We start from the raw sequence: 16,520 nt of genomic DNA, 5'->3' as shown, positions 1-16,520 counted from the left end.
GAAGACATCTCAATAAAAATTAACTGAAGTATACCGATTTCTAAGCCGTGGAACAGTAGCTAACGCTTAGCGAATATGCACTTAATCGTACATGCCTTGGCGAATCTGTAGATCTAGATCACTTAAACGCTCAGGTGTGCCAACATCAACCCACGCAGTTTGCATTTTCTCTGCAGAAATTTTTCCATCCAACATAGCTTGTTTCAATAAAGGTGCGAGCGGACGCTTGCCAGCTTCCAATCCATTAAACATGTTTGGATGTATAACTGCGATTCCGCTATAGGTGAGTGCCTCGCCTGCATGTTCTTGCTCAAAGGTATAACTACGCCCAGCATCCAAGATAAAATCACCCTTTGGATGTTGCGTTGGGTTAGTCACATAGACCAAGTGTGCCAAGTCATCTTTTAGCTCAATATTGAGCAAAGCTGAAAAATCGTAGGTCGTCCAAACGTCACCATTCACCAAAATAAACGGTTCTGTCCCAAGCAAAGGTAAAGCATTAATAATGCCACCGGCTGTTTCCAGACCTTCCGCTTCACGTGTCCAACGAATATCTACACCAAACTGCGAACCATCACCCAAAGTACCAATCAGGATATCTGCAAGCCATGCAGAATTGATGATGATTTCAGTTACGCCAATTTTTTTTAACTTTTCTATATGCCAAACAATCAGTGGTTTTCCACCCACTTCAAGCAAAGGCTTTGGCTTATACAATGTTAAAGGGCGCATCCGATTTCCGAGACCCGCCGCTAAAATCATGGCTTTCATTATGCAACAACCTCATAAGTGCCGTATTTGGCTTCAAATTTCGGCAATACTTTAGCCTGAATAAATTGCATAAAAGGTTGTAATTCTGCATACGGTTTACTTTCTTCAAGTAAATACCACATCACACGCGGCAAATCTTTGAGATAACCCGATTTACCATCACGCTCAAATAAGCGCACAAAAATACCTAAAATTTTGATATGACGTTGAATCGCCATCAGGTCGGCGTCTTGTTTGAATTGCTCAAAGCTACGACCATCTTTAGCCGATGCAGGTAGCAAATCATAGAACGTTTTAAACCATGCATAAACGCGATCTACATTCCACTGCACATAAGCATCACGTGTGATTGAGATTAAGTCATAAGTATCTGCACCAATCACAGCATCTTGGAAGTCAATCACACCCTGATCTTGCTCATCATCAAGTACCATCAAATTACGGCTATGAAAATCACGATGCACAATCACTTGAGGCTGAGCCAATGCAGCATTGGCTAAGATAGCAAAGGTACGTTTAATCAGTGCCGATTCTTCTTCAGTAGGCTGCACTTGTAGAGATGGCAATAACCAATCGGTTAACAGCTCCATTTCAGAAATCAGCTTTTCATAGGTATATGCAGGAAAATGAGCAGTACCATCAATTGACTGTAATTGAATCAACTGTTTAAAACTTTGAGCATAATGTGCGTCTACTGTTTGATCATTCAACAACGTGGACAATAAAACATCACCAAAATCTTCTAACAATAAGAAGCCTTGATCGAGGTCTTTGGCCATGATATGTGGTACACGCACGCCATGTGCATCAAAAAATTCATCAATCGACACAAAAGGACCACAATCTTCTTTTTCTGGTGGTGCATCCATGAGCATAAATGTTTTATTATTCAATTTGATTCGTGCATAACGACGGAAGCTTGCATCGCCTGCTAAGAAGTTAATTTCAAATTGATCTGAACCGAGTACAGATGAAATCCATGTTTGTATCAATTGTTCACGTTGTGTATTCATTTGCGATAAATTCTAATACAGGCTGAGTTTTTAAAGTGCTAAGTGTAGCTACTTATCAACTTTTTCTCTATGATGCGACAATAATTAATTGCGATTAAGCATACCTGGTTAATGAGACAAATGAAGCATCAGTTTAAATTTAATCCTTTAGCGACTGCGATCTTAACCCTTCTATGTGGTAGCTCGTTACCAAGCTATGCAGCACCTGTTTCAAACCCGTCCACGGATGACGATACAGAACAACTCAAACAAAGCATTTCAGAAGCTTATCCTGGGCAGCAGTTCTTCGAACAATATTATGTCGATAAGTCTGCACCTGAAGCACAGATTCGCAACACCAATCAATTAAGTTCTGCATTTTGTACTGGCACGTGGATTACCCCTGTTGCGCCAACGACAAAAGCGGTCGCACCTGAAGATGCAACCTCTACCATTACCGCTGACTATGGTCATTTTGACCCGAATGGCGACTCCATTCTTGAAGGTAATGTTCTGATTGACCAAGAAGGTCGTCAAATTCGTGCCGATCAAATCAAAATTGATAAAACCCAAACCTACGCCAATGCTTCTGGCCGCGTGCAAATGGCGCAGTCTGGGCTAATTTCTCAAAGCGATTCAATTGATTACAATTTAAAAACCCAACAAGGTGATTTAAATAACAGTTTCTTTATTGCTGAACAGCAGCATGCGCATGGTCGTGCTGAAAAAATTTCGCGCACTTCAACAGAAACCCTAGAATTAGAAAATGCGGTTTATACCACTTGTCCACCCGATGAAAAACCAACGTGGAAAATTCAAGCAGACAAAATTAAGCTGAATCAAGAAACTGGCCGCGGTGAAACCAAAGGTACAACATTATATGTAAAAAACGTACCTGTGATGGCTGTGCCCTATTTCAACTTCCCGATTGATGACCGTCGTACCACTGGTATTTTGACCCCGAGCTTTGGTTTTACCAATGACGGTGGTATTGAGCTTGCAGTACCTGTATATTTAAACCTTGCGCCAAACTATGATGCTACGGTAACACCACGTTATATTGCAGACCGTGGCGCAATGATGGAAGGTGAATTCCGTTATTTGACCAAAAACTTTGGTTCAGGGATGGTGTGGGGTGGTTATTTACCATCCGACCAAAAGTATGACGATCAAGATCGTAAAGACTTACATTTCCTCCATAACTGGAAAATTAACGATCAATTCACGACAAATTTAGAATATAACTATGCATCTGATAAAGACTATTTCTCAGATCTCAATAATAATCCAAACTCAAAAACTGACCTGAACTTACGCCGTGCATGGGAACTCAATTATAAAAATGGTATCCCCGGCCTAAAAGCACAGCTTAAAGTTGAAGACTTCCAAACACTGGATAAAACTGTCAGTGATGAAGACCGTCCGTATGCGCGCTTGCCGCAATTCCTACTGAACTACAAGACTGGTAATCCGCTCGGCTTACAGTACGAATTTAACAACGATACAGCATATTTTAAAAAGAATCTGCGTGGCGATAATATTCCGCAAAACAATAGTGATGCGACAATGTATGAGCCAAGTGGTGCACGTATTTATAACGACTTTAGTGTGCGTTATAACTATCGTAACCCATGGTCTTTTGTAATTCCAGAAGTGTCTATTCGTAACGTAAACACGATTTACGATCAAGATACTGTTGATCGTGCCAATACAAATAACAATCACTCTAGTAGTGAAAGTAAATCGGTCATTGTACCGCAATTTACTTTAGATGCGGGTCTTGTGATGGAGCGCGAAGGTCGTTATCTACAAACTTTAACGCCACGTTTCTTCTACGCGTATTCTCCATACAAAAACCAAGACACTAACCCAAACTTTGACTCAACCACAGCATCAATTAACTATGACCAGTTGTTTAGCCCGCGTCGTTTCTACGGTAATGACCGTTTAGAAGACAACAACTTCGCATCTCTAGGTTTAAGCTATAGTTTATTTGATGATGTAGGTCTTGAGCGTTTAAAAGCTAGCGTTGGTCAAAGTTTCTATTTTGAAGACCGCCGCGTCACGCTAAACAACGTCTCTGATAAATTTGATACCGAACGCCATACTGGCCCTGTCGTGAGCATTTCTAGCCAGCTATCTGACAGCATCAGTGTCAATGCCAATTCTGCATGGATGGCGAATGGTGATAATGCTCAGCGCGATATTCAAATGTATTACACAGGAAATAAAGGCAATTTATACAATGTCGGTTATTTCTATCGTAAAGACATTCCGAACCGCCAAGACAGCTATGACCAAGCAGTAGCATCGTTTATTCAACCTATTCACAATAACTGGCGTATTATCGGTCATGCACAATATGACCTCGACAACAGTATTGCGCGTGAATATTTACTTGGTGTGAACTACGAGTCATGCTGCTGGGGTGTTTCAGTTTATGGTCGTTCGTACTATAACGATTTAGATGATGTAACATCTTCAGATGTTAAACCAAAACGTGCCATTATGGCGGAGTTCACCCTAAAAGGTTTAGGTGGCTTCAACAATAAATTAACCTCTTTGCTTGAAAACCGAGTGTTGGGTTTTAACAATATTAATCAATCTTGGACAGAACGTTAATGAAGACAAAACAGTTAAAACAAATTTTTAAAGCGTCAGCTTTGGCACTTTGCCTATCGACTTCTGTATCTGTATTTGCTGCTGCGCAACCTAAAGATGAAATTGTAGCTGTCGTTGACAATAGCGTGATTCTACGTAGTGATCTTGATCAAAGCATTGCCGAAATTACTCACCAACTTCAAGCAAAAAAACAAACCGTCCCACCGACCGAATACTTGCAGCAACAAGCTTTAGAACAGCTGATTACGCGCCAAGCACAGCTTGAACAAGTGAAACGCTATAACGTCAAAGCGGATGAAAAATCGCTCAATGAAGCCGTACTTAAAGTTGCAAAAGACGCAGGTTCTCCAAGCTTAGAAGCGTTTCAGCAAAAATTAGATGCTGTTGCACCAAATACCTATGCTGGTTTACGTGCACGTATCGCTGAAGACATCGCGTTACAACGCCTACGCCAACAGTTAGTCACTTCTCGCATTCAAATCAGTGACCAAGATGTGAAAAACTTCTTAAGCTCACCACAAGGTCAAGCAGCACTAGGTAATCAAGTTCATGTCTTACATGTACGCGTTGCTAGCAGTGATAATGCCGTTAAAATCGCGGAAGACATTCGTAAAGAACTGGCAGCAAGTAACGATGTTAAAGCAATTACCAGCAAATACAGCACTAAAGACATTAAAGTTGACGGTGCAGATATGGGCTTCCGCAACTTATCTGATATTCCAGATGAGCTTGCTGCACGTGTAGCACCTTTACAAGTCGGTCAAACCACTGAACTGATTTCAGTACGTGATGGCGTTCATGTTTTAAAATTAGTCGACCGTAAAGGTGGCGAACAAAAAGCCATTGTTCCTCAATACCAAACTCGCCATATCTTGATTCAACCATCTGAAGTGGTGAGTCCTGAAAACGCAAAACAAATGATCGACAGCTTGTATAACCGCCTGCAAAAAGGTGAAGATTTTGCAGTCTTGGCTTCAACATTCTCGAATGACACAGGTTCTGCTGCCAATGGTGGTAGTTTAGGTTGGGTTAGCCCAGGTGTTATGGTTCCAGAATTTGAAGCGATGATGAAATCAACTGCGAAAGGTGAAATCAGCAAACCCTTCCAATCTCAGTTTGGTTGGCATATCCTGCAAGTGACCGATACACGTCAACAAGACATGACACATGAAGTACAAGAACGTATGGCACGTCAGATTTTAGGTGAGCGTCAATTTGACACTGAACTGGACAGCTGGTTACGTGAAATTCGCAACAATGCCTATGTTGAAATTAAAGACCCTGCTCTAGATCGTAAAAAGAAATAAGTGAATAAACAAAAAACCAGCTTCGGCTGGTTTTTTATGTCGATTCTTATCATTATTCAGCGTTGTAGTAATTATTAGTTGTAGTAATTATTAAAAAACCAGTATTTAAACCATCTACTCTTTTTATAGGCAAAAAAAACCTCCCATTTGGGAGGTTTTTTTAACTCAATTAACGATTGTTGTTTTCGTCGTCTTGAGCATCTTCAAATTTAGTTTCGCCATCAAAACCAGCATTTTGACCGCCGAAGCCACTTTGACCGCCGAAGCCACCTTGACCACCAAAGCCACCTTGACCACCGAAGCCACCTTGACCACCGAAGCCACCTTGACCACCAAAGCCACTTTGACCACCGAAGCCACCTTGACCACCGAAGCCACCTTGACCACCGAAGCCGCCTTGTTGACCACCGCCGAAGCCGCCTTGTTGACCACCGAAGCCAGCAGCGCCTTGAGCACCAGCAGGAGCACCAGCAGGACGTGGGTTACGTGCTGGAACAACAGTTGAAATAGCGTGTTTGTAAACCATTTGGCTTACAGTATTTTTTAATAAAACAACGTATTGGTCGAAAGATTCAATATGACCTTGCAATTTAATACCGTTTACAAGGAAGATCGACACTGGAATACGTTCTTTACGGAGAGAATTTAAGAACGGATCTTGTAAAGTTTGACCTTTAGACATGTTATAACTCCAAAAAATAATAAAAATCAGCGCAAAAGCTACCTTTACTTTTCAATTAAAAATTATCAAAAAGGTAGTCTGTAAATTTTGCTTTATCCGTAGCACTTTCGCAAGTCTTCTTGAGCCTGCTGCGCAGTTAAATATGTAGTAAATTTATGCGTTTCTTGCAAAGATCTTAACCAAGTATATTGACGTTTTGCAAGTTGTCGTGTTGCAAAAAGTGCCTTATCCTCCATTTCACGCTGTTTTTCGCTACTTTGATCACTATTTTTCAAAAAATCTAAAGCTTGACGATATCCAACTGAGCGCATAGAGGGTAAATTTTCATCTAAATCGTATTTTTCAATGAGAGCTTTCACTTCATTTAAAAATCCAATTTCCCACATTATTTTTAGACGTCGAGCTATACGCTCATGTAATTCTAATCGGTCGGGCAATAATGCGTAATTATGAAAATTGTATCGGTATGGTACGTTTTTAGGTTGCTCAGCTTGTAACTGCGTAATGGGTTTACCGGTTAACTTAAAAACTTCGAGCGCACGGATAATTCGTTGCTTATCACTCGGTTTAAATTTTTCACCTGCCAATGGGTCGACATGGCACAATTCTGCATATACAGCATCCCAACCTTGCGACTCAGCTTTGGCTTCAATTTCAGCACGTACAGCATAGTCTGCACTTGGTAAATTTGAAGACAACCCTTCCAATAAAGCCTTGTAATACAACATCGTACCACCGACTAATATCGGTGTTTTACCTCGTGCATGCATATCATCAATCAGCACACAGGCATCTTCCACAAAGTTCGCTGCCGAATACACTTCTAGCGGACTGATAATATCAATCAAATGATGTGGATATTTCTCCAACTCAGCTTTACTCGGCTTGGCCGTACCAATATCCATATCCTGAAAAACCAAAGCAGAATCGACTGAAATTAATTCGAATCCACCTTGCTCGTATAACTCACATGCCAAGGCGGTTTTACCGCTTGCAGTTGGTCCCATTAAGTTGATGACCGGCAATTGATTTGACATGTAAAACTACTCTCCCCGAGCAAAAAGTTTATCTAGCTGTGCCAATGGAAACGCACGCCACGTCGGACGTCCATGGTTACATTGGCTGGCAAATTCAGTTTGTTCCATCTGACGCAGTAATGCATTCATTTCAGATAGACTTAAAATACGGTGTGCGCGTACAGCGCCGTGACAGGCCATGCCTGCCAATATTTGATCGCGCTTTTGTAGTAACCCTGCAACCTGATCACTTGGGTCTAAATCATTTAATAAATCTGGGATCAACGCATCAAAGTCTGCTTTATGCAAAATGGCAGGAACACCTCGGACAATAACTTGCTCATCGCCATATTGATCTATTTCTAAACCTAGGTGTGCCAATTGTTCTTTGAGCTCATCGACGCGCATCGCTTGCATCCGACTGATACTGACGACTTTAGGAATCAGCAATTGCTGTGATGTCCAAAACTCAGGTTTATCCCAAGCCGTTTTCATTTGTTGTAAAACGATGCGCTCATGCGCAGCATGCATATCAACAATGATTAAACCTTCGGTGTTTTGGGCCAAAATATAAATACCATGCAATTGCGCAATGGCAATCCCCAAAGGATGCTCATCGACTTTCTGCTGAATATGTTCAGCCAAAGAAGTATCAGGATCATTTGTAGACTCAGTTTGACGTAAAGGCGCTAAATAACTTTGCAATGCATTATTGAGCTGTCTGGAACCCCCTATATTTGACTGATATCCGGCGCTATTGTTCGATGCATTTGAATTTTGCTGTGTATACCCTTCTTGCCCTGTTGACGCATGATTTGAAGCATATTGCACAGCAGCCGGCGAACTAAAATCAGTAAGCCCGCCCGCGATCTCTGGACTGACAAAATTTGTGCCTTGCTCTGCAACTGGCTGAGGTTGATGTAATGAAAATTGTTCCTGATGACGCGGCTGCGGAATAATATTTTCGTGTGCCTGCCCATCAAGTTTCATTGCAGATGACAATTCGGCGGTCGCGGTTTGAAATTGCGCTAATGTCGATTTGGCAAAATGGCGGACAAACTCATGTACTTCACGTTGATTTAGAAACCGAATTTCATGCTTGGTCGGATGCACATTCACATCGATATTTTCTGGATCAACTTCCATAAACAACAAATAAGCGGCATGTTGATGCCCATGCAAAATACCGTCATAAGCCATGCGAAGTGCATGTGAAACGGTCTTGTCTTTTACGATACGTCCATTCACATAGACATATTGCATATCGGCCTGCGCACGTGCATCTGAAGGATGGCCTAACCAACCACTGAGACGCATATTGACGCTATCAGCATCTATCCAGTACGCATTTTCAGTAAATTGACGGCCTAATAATTGTTGTACCCGCTGAAAACGCAGCGTACCACTGTCTGCAATAGGCAAGTTCAGCTTAATACTATTGTTATGCTCAAGGACAAAACGTATATCAAAATGGGTCAGTGCCAAACGACGGACAATTTCTTCGATATGTCCAAACTCAGTCCCCGGTTTTTTGAGGAACTTACGCCGTGCAGGCACATTAAAAAATAAATCTTGCACACGGATGGTGGTGCCTTGCGTCGCTGCCACAGGCTGAATTTCTTGCGAATCAAATGCGGTGCCATTTACTTCGACCTGATAGCCTACACCGTCATCATTTTGGCTACTGGTCAATGTCAAACGAGACACCGCAGCGATCGAAGCCAAGGCTTCCCCACGAAAACCTAGACTTACAATGGCATGCAAATCTTCAGCAGTTTGGATTTTACTTGTGGCATGGCGCATGACCGCCAAAGGTAGATCTTCAGGGTGAATACCCCGACCATTGTCTATTATTTCAATCAGTGTACTGCCGCCTTGTTCAATACGAACAATCAGCTCAGTCGCCCCTGCATCAATGGCATTTTCCAGTAATTCTTTGACCACAGAAGCAGGACGTTCAATCACTTCCCCTGCGGCAATTTGGTTGGCTAAGGCAGGATCAAGCGTTCGAATGCGGCGGGCACTGATTTCATTCAGCATGGTTAAATTTTTGCTCCAAAGCGTTTTGCAAAGTTTCTGAAGAAGAGCTTAAAGTCGCTGTACGGGTGGTTTCATCCGCAGACTTTTCAATATTAATAATTAAATCAGCCTCAGGGATTTCGTCGCCCCCTTTAGATGGCCATTCAAATAAAAATAGGGCGTTCGGCGTTTCTAAATAATCACGGATACCCATAAGTTCAAGCTCATAAGGGTCATTCAGACGATATAAATCAAAATGAAAAATATCTTGTCCTTGAATATTGTAAGGTTCAACTAATGTATAGGTTGGACTTTTTACCGCACCTTGATGACCCAAGTGTTGTAAAAAATAACGTGTTAACGTGGTCTTTCCTGCACCCAAGTCACCAATTAAATACGCTACACCCGTCGTAAAATGCGTCGCCAGTACGGTAGCTAAGTTTTGGGTATCGACTTCACTATTAAGTTCCAGACTGAATGAATACTGCATATTACTCACAACATGTACATAAGAATTAAATATGATAGCATCGCACTGGCTAAAATGGATATGTTCACACTACAGATTGAGCATTTTTCATGATGTGTTCTCTGCTTTATTTGCTCAGTTTTTAGATCTTTCTTCATGCACAGTTTTGAATTTACTCCCCCAATGATCAATGGTGTTAGTGCCAGCAAAGTCTTCCTTGACGGTCAACACACGCAAGCCTCTACCGTCTATGCATATTTGTGTGAACAATTTCCTCATATCCAAGCAGCAGAGTGGCAACAACGATTTAAGGATGGATTGGTCTATGCCGCAAATGGTGACGTTTTAACGATAGACAGTCCTTTTGAAGCCAATCGTCATGTTTATTATTATCGATTCTTAGCGCATGAAATCCATGTTCCTTTTGAGCATCAGATTTTGTTTGAAAATGATCATTTCATTGTGGTCGATAAACCACATTTTCTCACCATGAGTCCAACCGGTCAGTATGTACAAGAAACCTTATTGGTTCGACTCAAAAAACAAACGCAGCTTGAACAGCTAACGCCGATTCATCGTTTAGACCGTGAAACTGCAGGTGTGGTGCTGTTTTCCAAATGTGTCGAAAGCCGTGGGCTGTATCAACAAATGTTTGCCACTCGAAACGTTCAAAAAACCTATCATGCCATTGCAGCTTATCGAGATGAATTAAATTTCCCAATCACAACTCGCTATCGCATGGAAAAAGGTCAACCTTTTTATACAATGCAAATAGTAGATGGTGAACCTAACAGCGAAACCTTCATTCAGCTGATCCAGCAGCATGGAAACCGCGCTAAGTATGAATTAAATCCCCATACCGGCAAGCAACACCAACTTCGTGTACATTTAAATGCTTTGGGCATTCCAATTCAAAATGACCCCTTTTATCCAGTAGTACAACATAAGGCAGATGACGATTTCAGCCAACCTTTACAACTACTTGCGAAACATCTTGAGTTTATCGATCCTGTGACAGAGCAGGCTTTTCAATTCAGTTCTGCCTATGAATTGACACTGTAAATCGATTGTCATTACATTAAATTGATAAAATACTGCCAAACTTTCTTGAATTTAAAACAGTTTTGATTAGAATAAATGCGAAAAGTTAAGTATTTTAAAGCTTTCTAAGAATATGAGAAAAACTGAAGTCTACCAAATCCGCCTCGATTCACAGGAAAAGAAACAGGCCTTTGCCGTGTTTAAACAATTAGGCATTACACCTGCACAGGCTGTACGTCTATTCTTTAAACAAGTTGTTTTAACCAAATCAATCCCCTTCTCTATTGAAAACCAAAATATCAATATTGAACAATTGATTAAGTTACGCAAATTAAAACAACAAGAAGCCCAAGCCATTTCAACCACTGAAATTAGCCCTGCGGAATTAGAAATTTTAAATAATGATCCATTATTAGATGATGATCATCTCGACTTGTTTGAAGAGCTCAATGCAATTTTGGGTGAAGGTGACAAAACTTAACACTGTCGCATTTATAAACAATTTATAAATCAACCAATTTCGAAAATTCGATATGCTTCATGCAAGACTGATAAAAATAGCATGGAGTATAGAAAAAAATGATCGTTCGACGCGCAACAGAAGCAGACCTTCATCCACTTGCTGTTTTATTTGATGAATATCGCCAATTTTATGGCACCTCTTCTAATCTTGATATCTCATATAAATTTCTAAGACAACGTTTTGAAAATAATGAAAGCGTAATTTTTATTTGCTTAAAAGATGATGTGATTACTGGGTTTATCTTACTGTATTTGGGCTTTTCATCTGTGGCTTGTTCAACCTACTATATTTTAGATGATGTCTATGTCAGCCCTGTATATCGTCGTCAGGGTTCAGCCAAACAATTGATCGATACCGCGGTTCTCTTTGCTCAACATGAAGGTGCGCTTCGAATCAGCCTCGAAACTCAAAAAAATAACTATCACTCACATCAGCTCTATGAATCGATGGGCTTCATTAAAGATGATGAATTTCAAACTTATCATTACTTTATTCGCTAATGCCTTGCTCGACGTTAAATACACAATCAACGCATATTAGAAACGCATCTTTAAATAATTAGCAGACATATTTATGGGCTTTAATACCGCACATTCATCCTTCAAATGATGACGTATCAAAGCCCTGTACCTATTACTGTGAATTTAGATTTTCACGAAATTTCGATTGTTCAATTTGCGCTGCATTCAAATAGATCCATTCACCCTCAGCAATATCTTCAAGCTTTAATTGTCCTATTTGAGCACGATGTAATGTTTCAACTTTATTGCCGACAGCCGCCAACATCCGCTTCACTTGATGATATACCCCTTGATGGACAGTCATTTGCAATTGATGTGAAGCCAATAGCTGTACATCGGTTGCAGCGAAAATGCCTTTTTCGTTTCGAAGCTCCACGCCTTGTTCTAATTGTTGTATTTGCTCAGGTGTCACAGGATCTGCGGTATGCATCGAATACACTTTGGCAACATGCTTTTTAGGGTGTGTAAGCGCTTGTAGATATTGACCATCATCCGTGAGCAGCAACAGTCCAGTGGTGTCTTGATCCAGTCGCCCGACGCATTGCAGACCACGATTTAACAGCACATCATCAAATAATTCAAAAACACTAAAATGATGGGTTGCCTGATGCGAACATTCATAACCTTGAGGTTTATTTAACGCGATATAAACATGCTCACGATAGGTATAGTCCTGTCCATGCACACTGTAAGTTAAATCATTCAAGTCCAGCTTTTGCTTTGGATTATCTACAATCTCACCGTGTATTTCGACCGCACCATTTTTAATCAACTGTTGGCAATATTTACGCGAACCAAAACCTTGTGATTGCAGCATTTTTTCCAAAAACATAGAACAACCTAATAAACACCATATATTGCTATTTTATACTGAACCACGAGCCAACTTGCAGGAAAAATAGCGGAAATAATCTTGAACGCCAGTTTTTAATGTTTCTGCGCTACACTATTGATTATTTATTGAAGTTTCTCACGAATATCCTATGTCTCAGTTGGATTTAAATCTGATCGTGTTATTGGTGTTATTGGCTTGTGGCATCTTTAGCCACAATACAGCGATCACCATAGCAGCAGGTGTCTTGATTATTTTCCGCATCACGCCTTTAAGTGAATTTTTCCCCTATCTGCAACAATATGGCTTAAACATTGGCATTATTATTTTAACCATTGGCGTACTCACGCCGATCGCTAGCGGAAAAATACCCGGTGATTCGATTTTAAAATCCTTTTTAAGTTGGAAATCCCTCGTCGCAATCGCCATTGGCATCTTTGTCGCATGGCTAGGCGGACGTGGTGTCAAACTGATGTCCAATCAGCCAGATGTGGTTGCCGGACTATTGATTGGGACAGTCGCAGGTGTTGCCATGCTGCGTGGTGTACCTGTCGGCCCACTCATTGCAGCAGGCATCTTGTCGCTACTGATTGGGATTAAACAATAAGGCCGTTGCTGACATAGCGGTTTAACAAAATTTTAATTTGAGCCATGCTGCATTTGAAATAAACGTCGACTAAGCATGATTCCAACGAATGATAATGCTGACATCAAGATCCCCGCCCAAAACCACGCGCCAGTTTGTGAAACCACAGTGGCAATCACAGGTGGCAGAACAAATTGTGATATGGCAGAGCATTGTAAAATCATGCCGACCGTCGTACTAATTGCCGCAGGATAAGGTGCAAAATGCAGTGCTTGCGCAAAGACCGTCGCAGCAACCAAGCCTCCAAAAAGCGAAAAACTAAACACCGTTAAATATTGCAGTAAAAAAGGTAACGCATCTTTAGAGAGATAAAACCCTAAGGCGCAAATGATCAAAACAGCAAAACCCAGTTGGACTAAAGTTTTAGCTTGAAAACCACGCTGTAATAGCAGTCCACACCCCCATGTGCCCACAGCATTCGCAACGGCAACACTGGCTGTTAAAGCACCCGCCAGTTCTGCTGAAATTTGGTTTTGGGCATAAATCATCGGTAAGAAGCCCACCAATGCAAACCACTGCCCTGCATATGTCCCAAAAATGAGCGCCAAAAGCCATGCTGCAGGATGTTTCAGAGTATCCCGAATGAGACCAATAATAGGTGTTGTATTCAGCGCCACATTAGGCTGAGGAATAAACATAGCGATACAGAGTAGTAATGCTGCAGTAATCATAGCGAAACTGAGCCAAACCACACTCCAACCATATTGAGCAATTAGAAATGGCGCAACCAATAAGGCAATGCCCATACCTCCACCCATATAGGCACTCCACAGCCCCATCTTTGCGCTGATGTGCTGTAGCGGTACAAGCTGACGGATAAATGCAGGCCCTGTGAGTGTCACCAATAAGAAGCCAAATCCTTCTATGACACGCAGTAGCAACAAGACATCAAAGCTTTGTGCAAAGCTCCCCCATGCACTTGCTATCGTCAATAGACTTAAGCCCAATAAGATACACAGTTTAAATCCAATTTTTTGGATATAACTACCAATCAACAATGCAAAGCACATTCCTGCACCCTGTACTAGTGAGAGCAATAAACCAGACTGAATAAAGCTAATACCAAGTTGCTGTTGTAATACAGGTATTGCGGGCGGTAATTTCCCGATATGCATTGCAGCAACAAAACCTGCCGCAATAATGAATAAATCTTTTGACATCCCTTTCATTGAATTGTCATGCTCTTTTCGCCATGCAATAGTGCACAGCTTAACAATTCAAAATATTATTTTGAGTCAAAAAACAAATGACCTTAGATGATTTTTCAATTATTTAATCATCTTGCACCGTCACATGCTAAGCGCACTTTGATTTAAATTAAACAATGATATTCCGTGATGTCATCTGCAATTGTTTGAGACAACACGTATTCCCATCAAAAATGTTTTTTCTGATACTTTCAATAATTTGGCGGTAGTGAAGGAATTCACCTGCATAACAATTAGTGAATTATTTAAGCAGTGAGTTATTCAATATTTACTTGTTTCCGTTCACGCTTATTGGCGTACATTTTCAAGTCTGCCATTTCGACCAATTGATCGATGGATTCGGCATCCTCTGGAAATAAAGCCATGCCAATACTGGCACCAATTTTCAAGCTCATTTGCTCGAATGCAAATGGCAGTCCGCAACTTTCTGCGATTCGATTCATCGCCGTTTGCGCACGCTCTAAGTTGGCAATATTGGTTAAAATCACAGCAAATTCATCACCGCCCAAGCGTGCAACCAAGTCATCTTGACGTGTTTCACGCAAAATGCGCTGTGCAATTTCTTTCAGTGCAGCATCCCCAATGCGATGTCCAAACTGATCATTAATCGGCTTCAGACCATCCATATCAATCATCAAGATACCCAGTACTTTTTTCTGCGCGCGAGCTTTTTCTATACCTTGGCGTAAAAAGTCGACAAACAAAGCCCGATTGGCTAAGCCGGTTAAGCTATCTTGAGTCGCCAATTTATATAACTCTGTCGCACCGAAACGTGTTGCATGGTACATCGCCGCAGCGATCAACTCAGACATCAAACTCAATATATGTAAATCAGCTTCCTGAAAGGCATCGACTTGGTCAGAGTAAATCTTTAAAACACCAACACCTTCATCACAGTGAATCAATGGCACCACAGCCATCGAACGCAACCCGACACGTCGACATGCCACGCGATCTACCCGTGCATCTGTTTCCGAATCTTGGCAATACAATGTTTGTTTTTGCGCAATACATAGACCTGATAAGCTATTTTCAATATGTAGTCTTAAACCCAGTAAATGACTCGCCCCACCAGACACTGCACGATAGACCATATCACCATCTTCAGCCAACTCTACAACTGCACCTTTAGCATGTGTAATCTGCTGCGCCTGTTCTGCCACTACGGTCATCACTGCATTTAGATCTAAACCCAGTTTGGCAATAGCTGTCTGAGTTTGAATCACAGACATGAGTTGAGTTGGTGAGGGTTCTATAGAATTGGGCATGATTGAGTTCAAACAGGGTTCAATGTGAGATACAGCTCAATTCTAAAAATTATTCATCCACTTGTATAGCAATCTTAAAGTAATTTCTGCGCATTCAAGCACTTTAGATACAACTCTTTCAAATACTGCTCTTCGAAAGAAAATGCACTCAAGGAAACAACAGAGCAAGCAGAATCATCGATACATATTTCGAAGGTTGGGGAAGTCATGATGTATGGATGCCCCACGTAATGTATGGATGACCCACGTATTTTACGACTCTCCCCTCAATATTATTTCAAAGCGTAAATTTCACTCTGCATCCATTCTCCGCCTTCCAATTGTACATCTACAGCCACACGTTGGTATTCAGCCCCTTCAAATTCATCTAAAGCTGCCCAATGTGCTGCTAAGTTTTCAGAGATAAAAACATAGCCTTCAATCGCTAGACCTGCCTTTGATAAACGAATGCCAGGACTGCCCACCACCCCAGCCTTTATGTTCTAACTCACCCCATACCACACCTTTCTTCCACTCGCCACCAATACGCTCCATCACATGAACATTGGGCTGACCTAGACGTAATGTCCCGTATACAAAAAGACTCTGAGTCATAGATCCTCC

Annotated in this window: 15 protein-coding genes and 1 pseudogene; 6 read left to right on the top strand and 10 right to left on the bottom strand. The window is 41.3% G+C overall.

Features of this window, described 5'->3' with window-relative positions:
• Positions 1 to 81: 81 nt before the first annotated feature.
• Together murU and FTT72_RS04345 are read right to left on the bottom strand one after the other, a co-directional pair.
• On the bottom strand, positions 82 to 771 hold the full coding sequence (murU, locus tag FTT72_RS04350) for an N-acetylmuramate alpha-1-phosphate uridylyltransferase MurU (protein WP_180010300.1): 690 nt from the start codon (positions 769 to 771) through the stop codon (positions 82 to 84).
• Positions 771 to 1,784, bottom strand: a complete 1,014-nt coding sequence (locus FTT72_RS04345; protein WP_180177926.1) for an aminoglycoside phosphotransferase family protein — start codon at positions 1,782 to 1,784, stop codon at positions 771 to 773. Before FTT72_RS04345 ends, murU begins: the two co-directional genes overlap by 1 nt.
• Positions 1,785 to 1,904: 120 nt before the next feature.
• Between FTT72_RS04345 and FTT72_RS04340 the strand changes: the two genes are divergently transcribed.
• Positions 1,905 to 4,385, top strand: a complete 2,481-nt coding sequence (locus FTT72_RS04340) for an LPS-assembly protein LptD (protein WP_168378884.1) — start codon at positions 1,905 to 1,907, stop codon at positions 4,383 to 4,385.
• Positions 4,385 to 5,692, top strand: a complete 1,308-nt coding sequence (locus FTT72_RS04335; protein ID WP_180163942.1) for a peptidylprolyl isomerase — start codon at positions 4,385 to 4,387, stop codon at positions 5,690 to 5,692. The genes FTT72_RS04340 and FTT72_RS04335 overlap by 1 nt, the downstream gene beginning before the upstream one ends.
• 169 nt (positions 5,693 to 5,861) lie before the next feature.
• On the opposite strand, the gene hfq is transcribed toward FTT72_RS04335, so the two are convergent.
• From hfq to tsaE, 4 genes are all read right to left on the bottom strand, one after another.
• Positions 5,862 to 6,374, bottom strand: a complete 513-nt coding sequence (hfq, locus tag FTT72_RS04330; RefSeq protein WP_180007345.1) for an RNA chaperone Hfq — start codon at positions 6,372 to 6,374, stop codon at positions 5,862 to 5,864.
• Between the two features lie 92 nt (positions 6,375 to 6,466).
• The gene (miaA, locus tag FTT72_RS04325; RefSeq protein ID WP_180163938.1) at positions 6,467 to 7,411 is read right to left on the bottom strand and encodes a tRNA (adenosine(37)-N6)-dimethylallyltransferase MiaA; all 945 of its coding nucleotides are present in this window, start codon (positions 7,409 to 7,411) and stop codon (positions 6,467 to 6,469) included.
• Between the two features lie 6 nt (positions 7,412 to 7,417).
• Positions 7,418 to 9,430: a DNA mismatch repair endonuclease MutL gene (gene mutL / locus FTT72_RS04320; RefSeq protein ID WP_180177925.1), complete on the bottom strand. Its 2,013-nt coding sequence runs from the start codon at positions 9,428 to 9,430 to the stop codon at positions 7,418 to 7,420.
• Entirely contained in the window at positions 9,420 to 9,899 is a 480-nt protein-coding gene (gene tsaE / locus FTT72_RS04315) for a tRNA (adenosine(37)-N6)-threonylcarbamoyltransferase complex ATPase subunit type 1 TsaE (protein WP_180007348.1), read from the bottom strand. The genes mutL and tsaE overlap by 11 nt, the downstream gene beginning before the upstream one ends.
• A 135-nt stretch (positions 9,900 to 10,034) precedes the next feature.
• Between tsaE and FTT72_RS04310 the strand changes: the two genes are divergently transcribed.
• The 3 genes from FTT72_RS04310 to FTT72_RS04300 all read left to right on the top strand — a co-directional run bounded on the left by FTT72_RS04310 (position 10,035) and on the right by FTT72_RS04300 (position 11,942).
• The gene (locus tag FTT72_RS04310) at positions 10,035 to 10,940 is read left to right on the top strand and encodes a pseudouridine synthase (protein ID WP_180007349.1); all 906 of its coding nucleotides are present in this window, start codon (positions 10,035 to 10,037) and stop codon (positions 10,938 to 10,940) included.
• Between the two features lie 112 nt (positions 10,941 to 11,052).
• Entirely contained in the window at positions 11,053 to 11,400 is a 348-nt protein-coding gene (locus tag FTT72_RS04305) for a type II toxin-antitoxin system RelB/DinJ family antitoxin (RefSeq protein ID WP_078189014.1), read from the top strand.
• A gap of 98 nt (positions 11,401 to 11,498) precedes the next feature.
• Positions 11,499 to 11,942, top strand: coding sequence for a GNAT family N-acetyltransferase (locus FTT72_RS04300; protein WP_168378877.1), 444 nt, complete (start codon positions 11,499 to 11,501; stop codon positions 11,940 to 11,942).
• 133 nt (positions 11,943 to 12,075) lie between these two features.
• Here FTT72_RS04300 and FTT72_RS04295 read toward each other — a convergent pair whose 3' ends face one another.
• The gene (locus FTT72_RS04295; protein ID WP_180007350.1) at positions 12,076 to 12,795 is read right to left on the bottom strand and encodes a pseudouridine synthase; all 720 of its coding nucleotides are present in this window, start codon (positions 12,793 to 12,795) and stop codon (positions 12,076 to 12,078) included.
• Between the two features lie 151 nt (positions 12,796 to 12,946).
• Between FTT72_RS04295 and FTT72_RS04290 the strand changes: the two genes are divergently transcribed.
• Positions 12,947 to 13,402, top strand: a complete 456-nt coding sequence (locus FTT72_RS04290; protein WP_180003104.1) for a DUF441 domain-containing protein — start codon at positions 12,947 to 12,949, stop codon at positions 13,400 to 13,402.
• A 32-nt stretch (positions 13,403 to 13,434) separates the two neighbouring features.
• Here the strand turns inward: FTT72_RS04290 and FTT72_RS04285 are convergent, their stop codons facing one another.
• The 3 genes and pseudogenes from FTT72_RS04285 to FTT72_RS04275 all read right to left on the bottom strand — a co-directional run bounded on the left by FTT72_RS04285 (position 13,435) and on the right by FTT72_RS04275 (position 16,511).
• Positions 13,435 to 14,601 carry a CynX/NimT family MFS transporter gene (locus FTT72_RS04285; RefSeq protein WP_257233397.1) on the bottom strand — a complete coding sequence of 389 codons (1,167 nt, stop codon included), beginning with the start codon at positions 14,599 to 14,601 and terminating at the stop codon, positions 13,435 to 13,437.
• A gap of 305 nt (positions 14,602 to 14,906) precedes the next feature.
• Positions 14,907 to 15,917: a sensor domain-containing diguanylate cyclase gene (locus FTT72_RS04280; protein ID WP_180007352.1), complete on the bottom strand. Its 1,011-nt coding sequence runs from the start codon at positions 15,915 to 15,917 to the stop codon at positions 14,907 to 14,909.
• 272 nt (positions 15,918 to 16,189) lie between these two features.
• A pseudogene (locus tag FTT72_RS04275) lies at positions 16,190 to 16,511 on the bottom strand (gamma-glutamylcyclotransferase family protein).
• Positions 16,512 to 16,520 lie beyond the last annotated feature (9 nt).

The organism is Acinetobacter sp. YH01005, assembly GCF_013420465.1.
Classification (GTDB): domain Bacteria; phylum Pseudomonadota; class Gammaproteobacteria; order Pseudomonadales; family Moraxellaceae; genus Acinetobacter; species Acinetobacter amyesii.
Note: the sequence above shows the minus strand (reverse complement) of the source record. Positions and strands in the feature narration are given on the sequence as shown.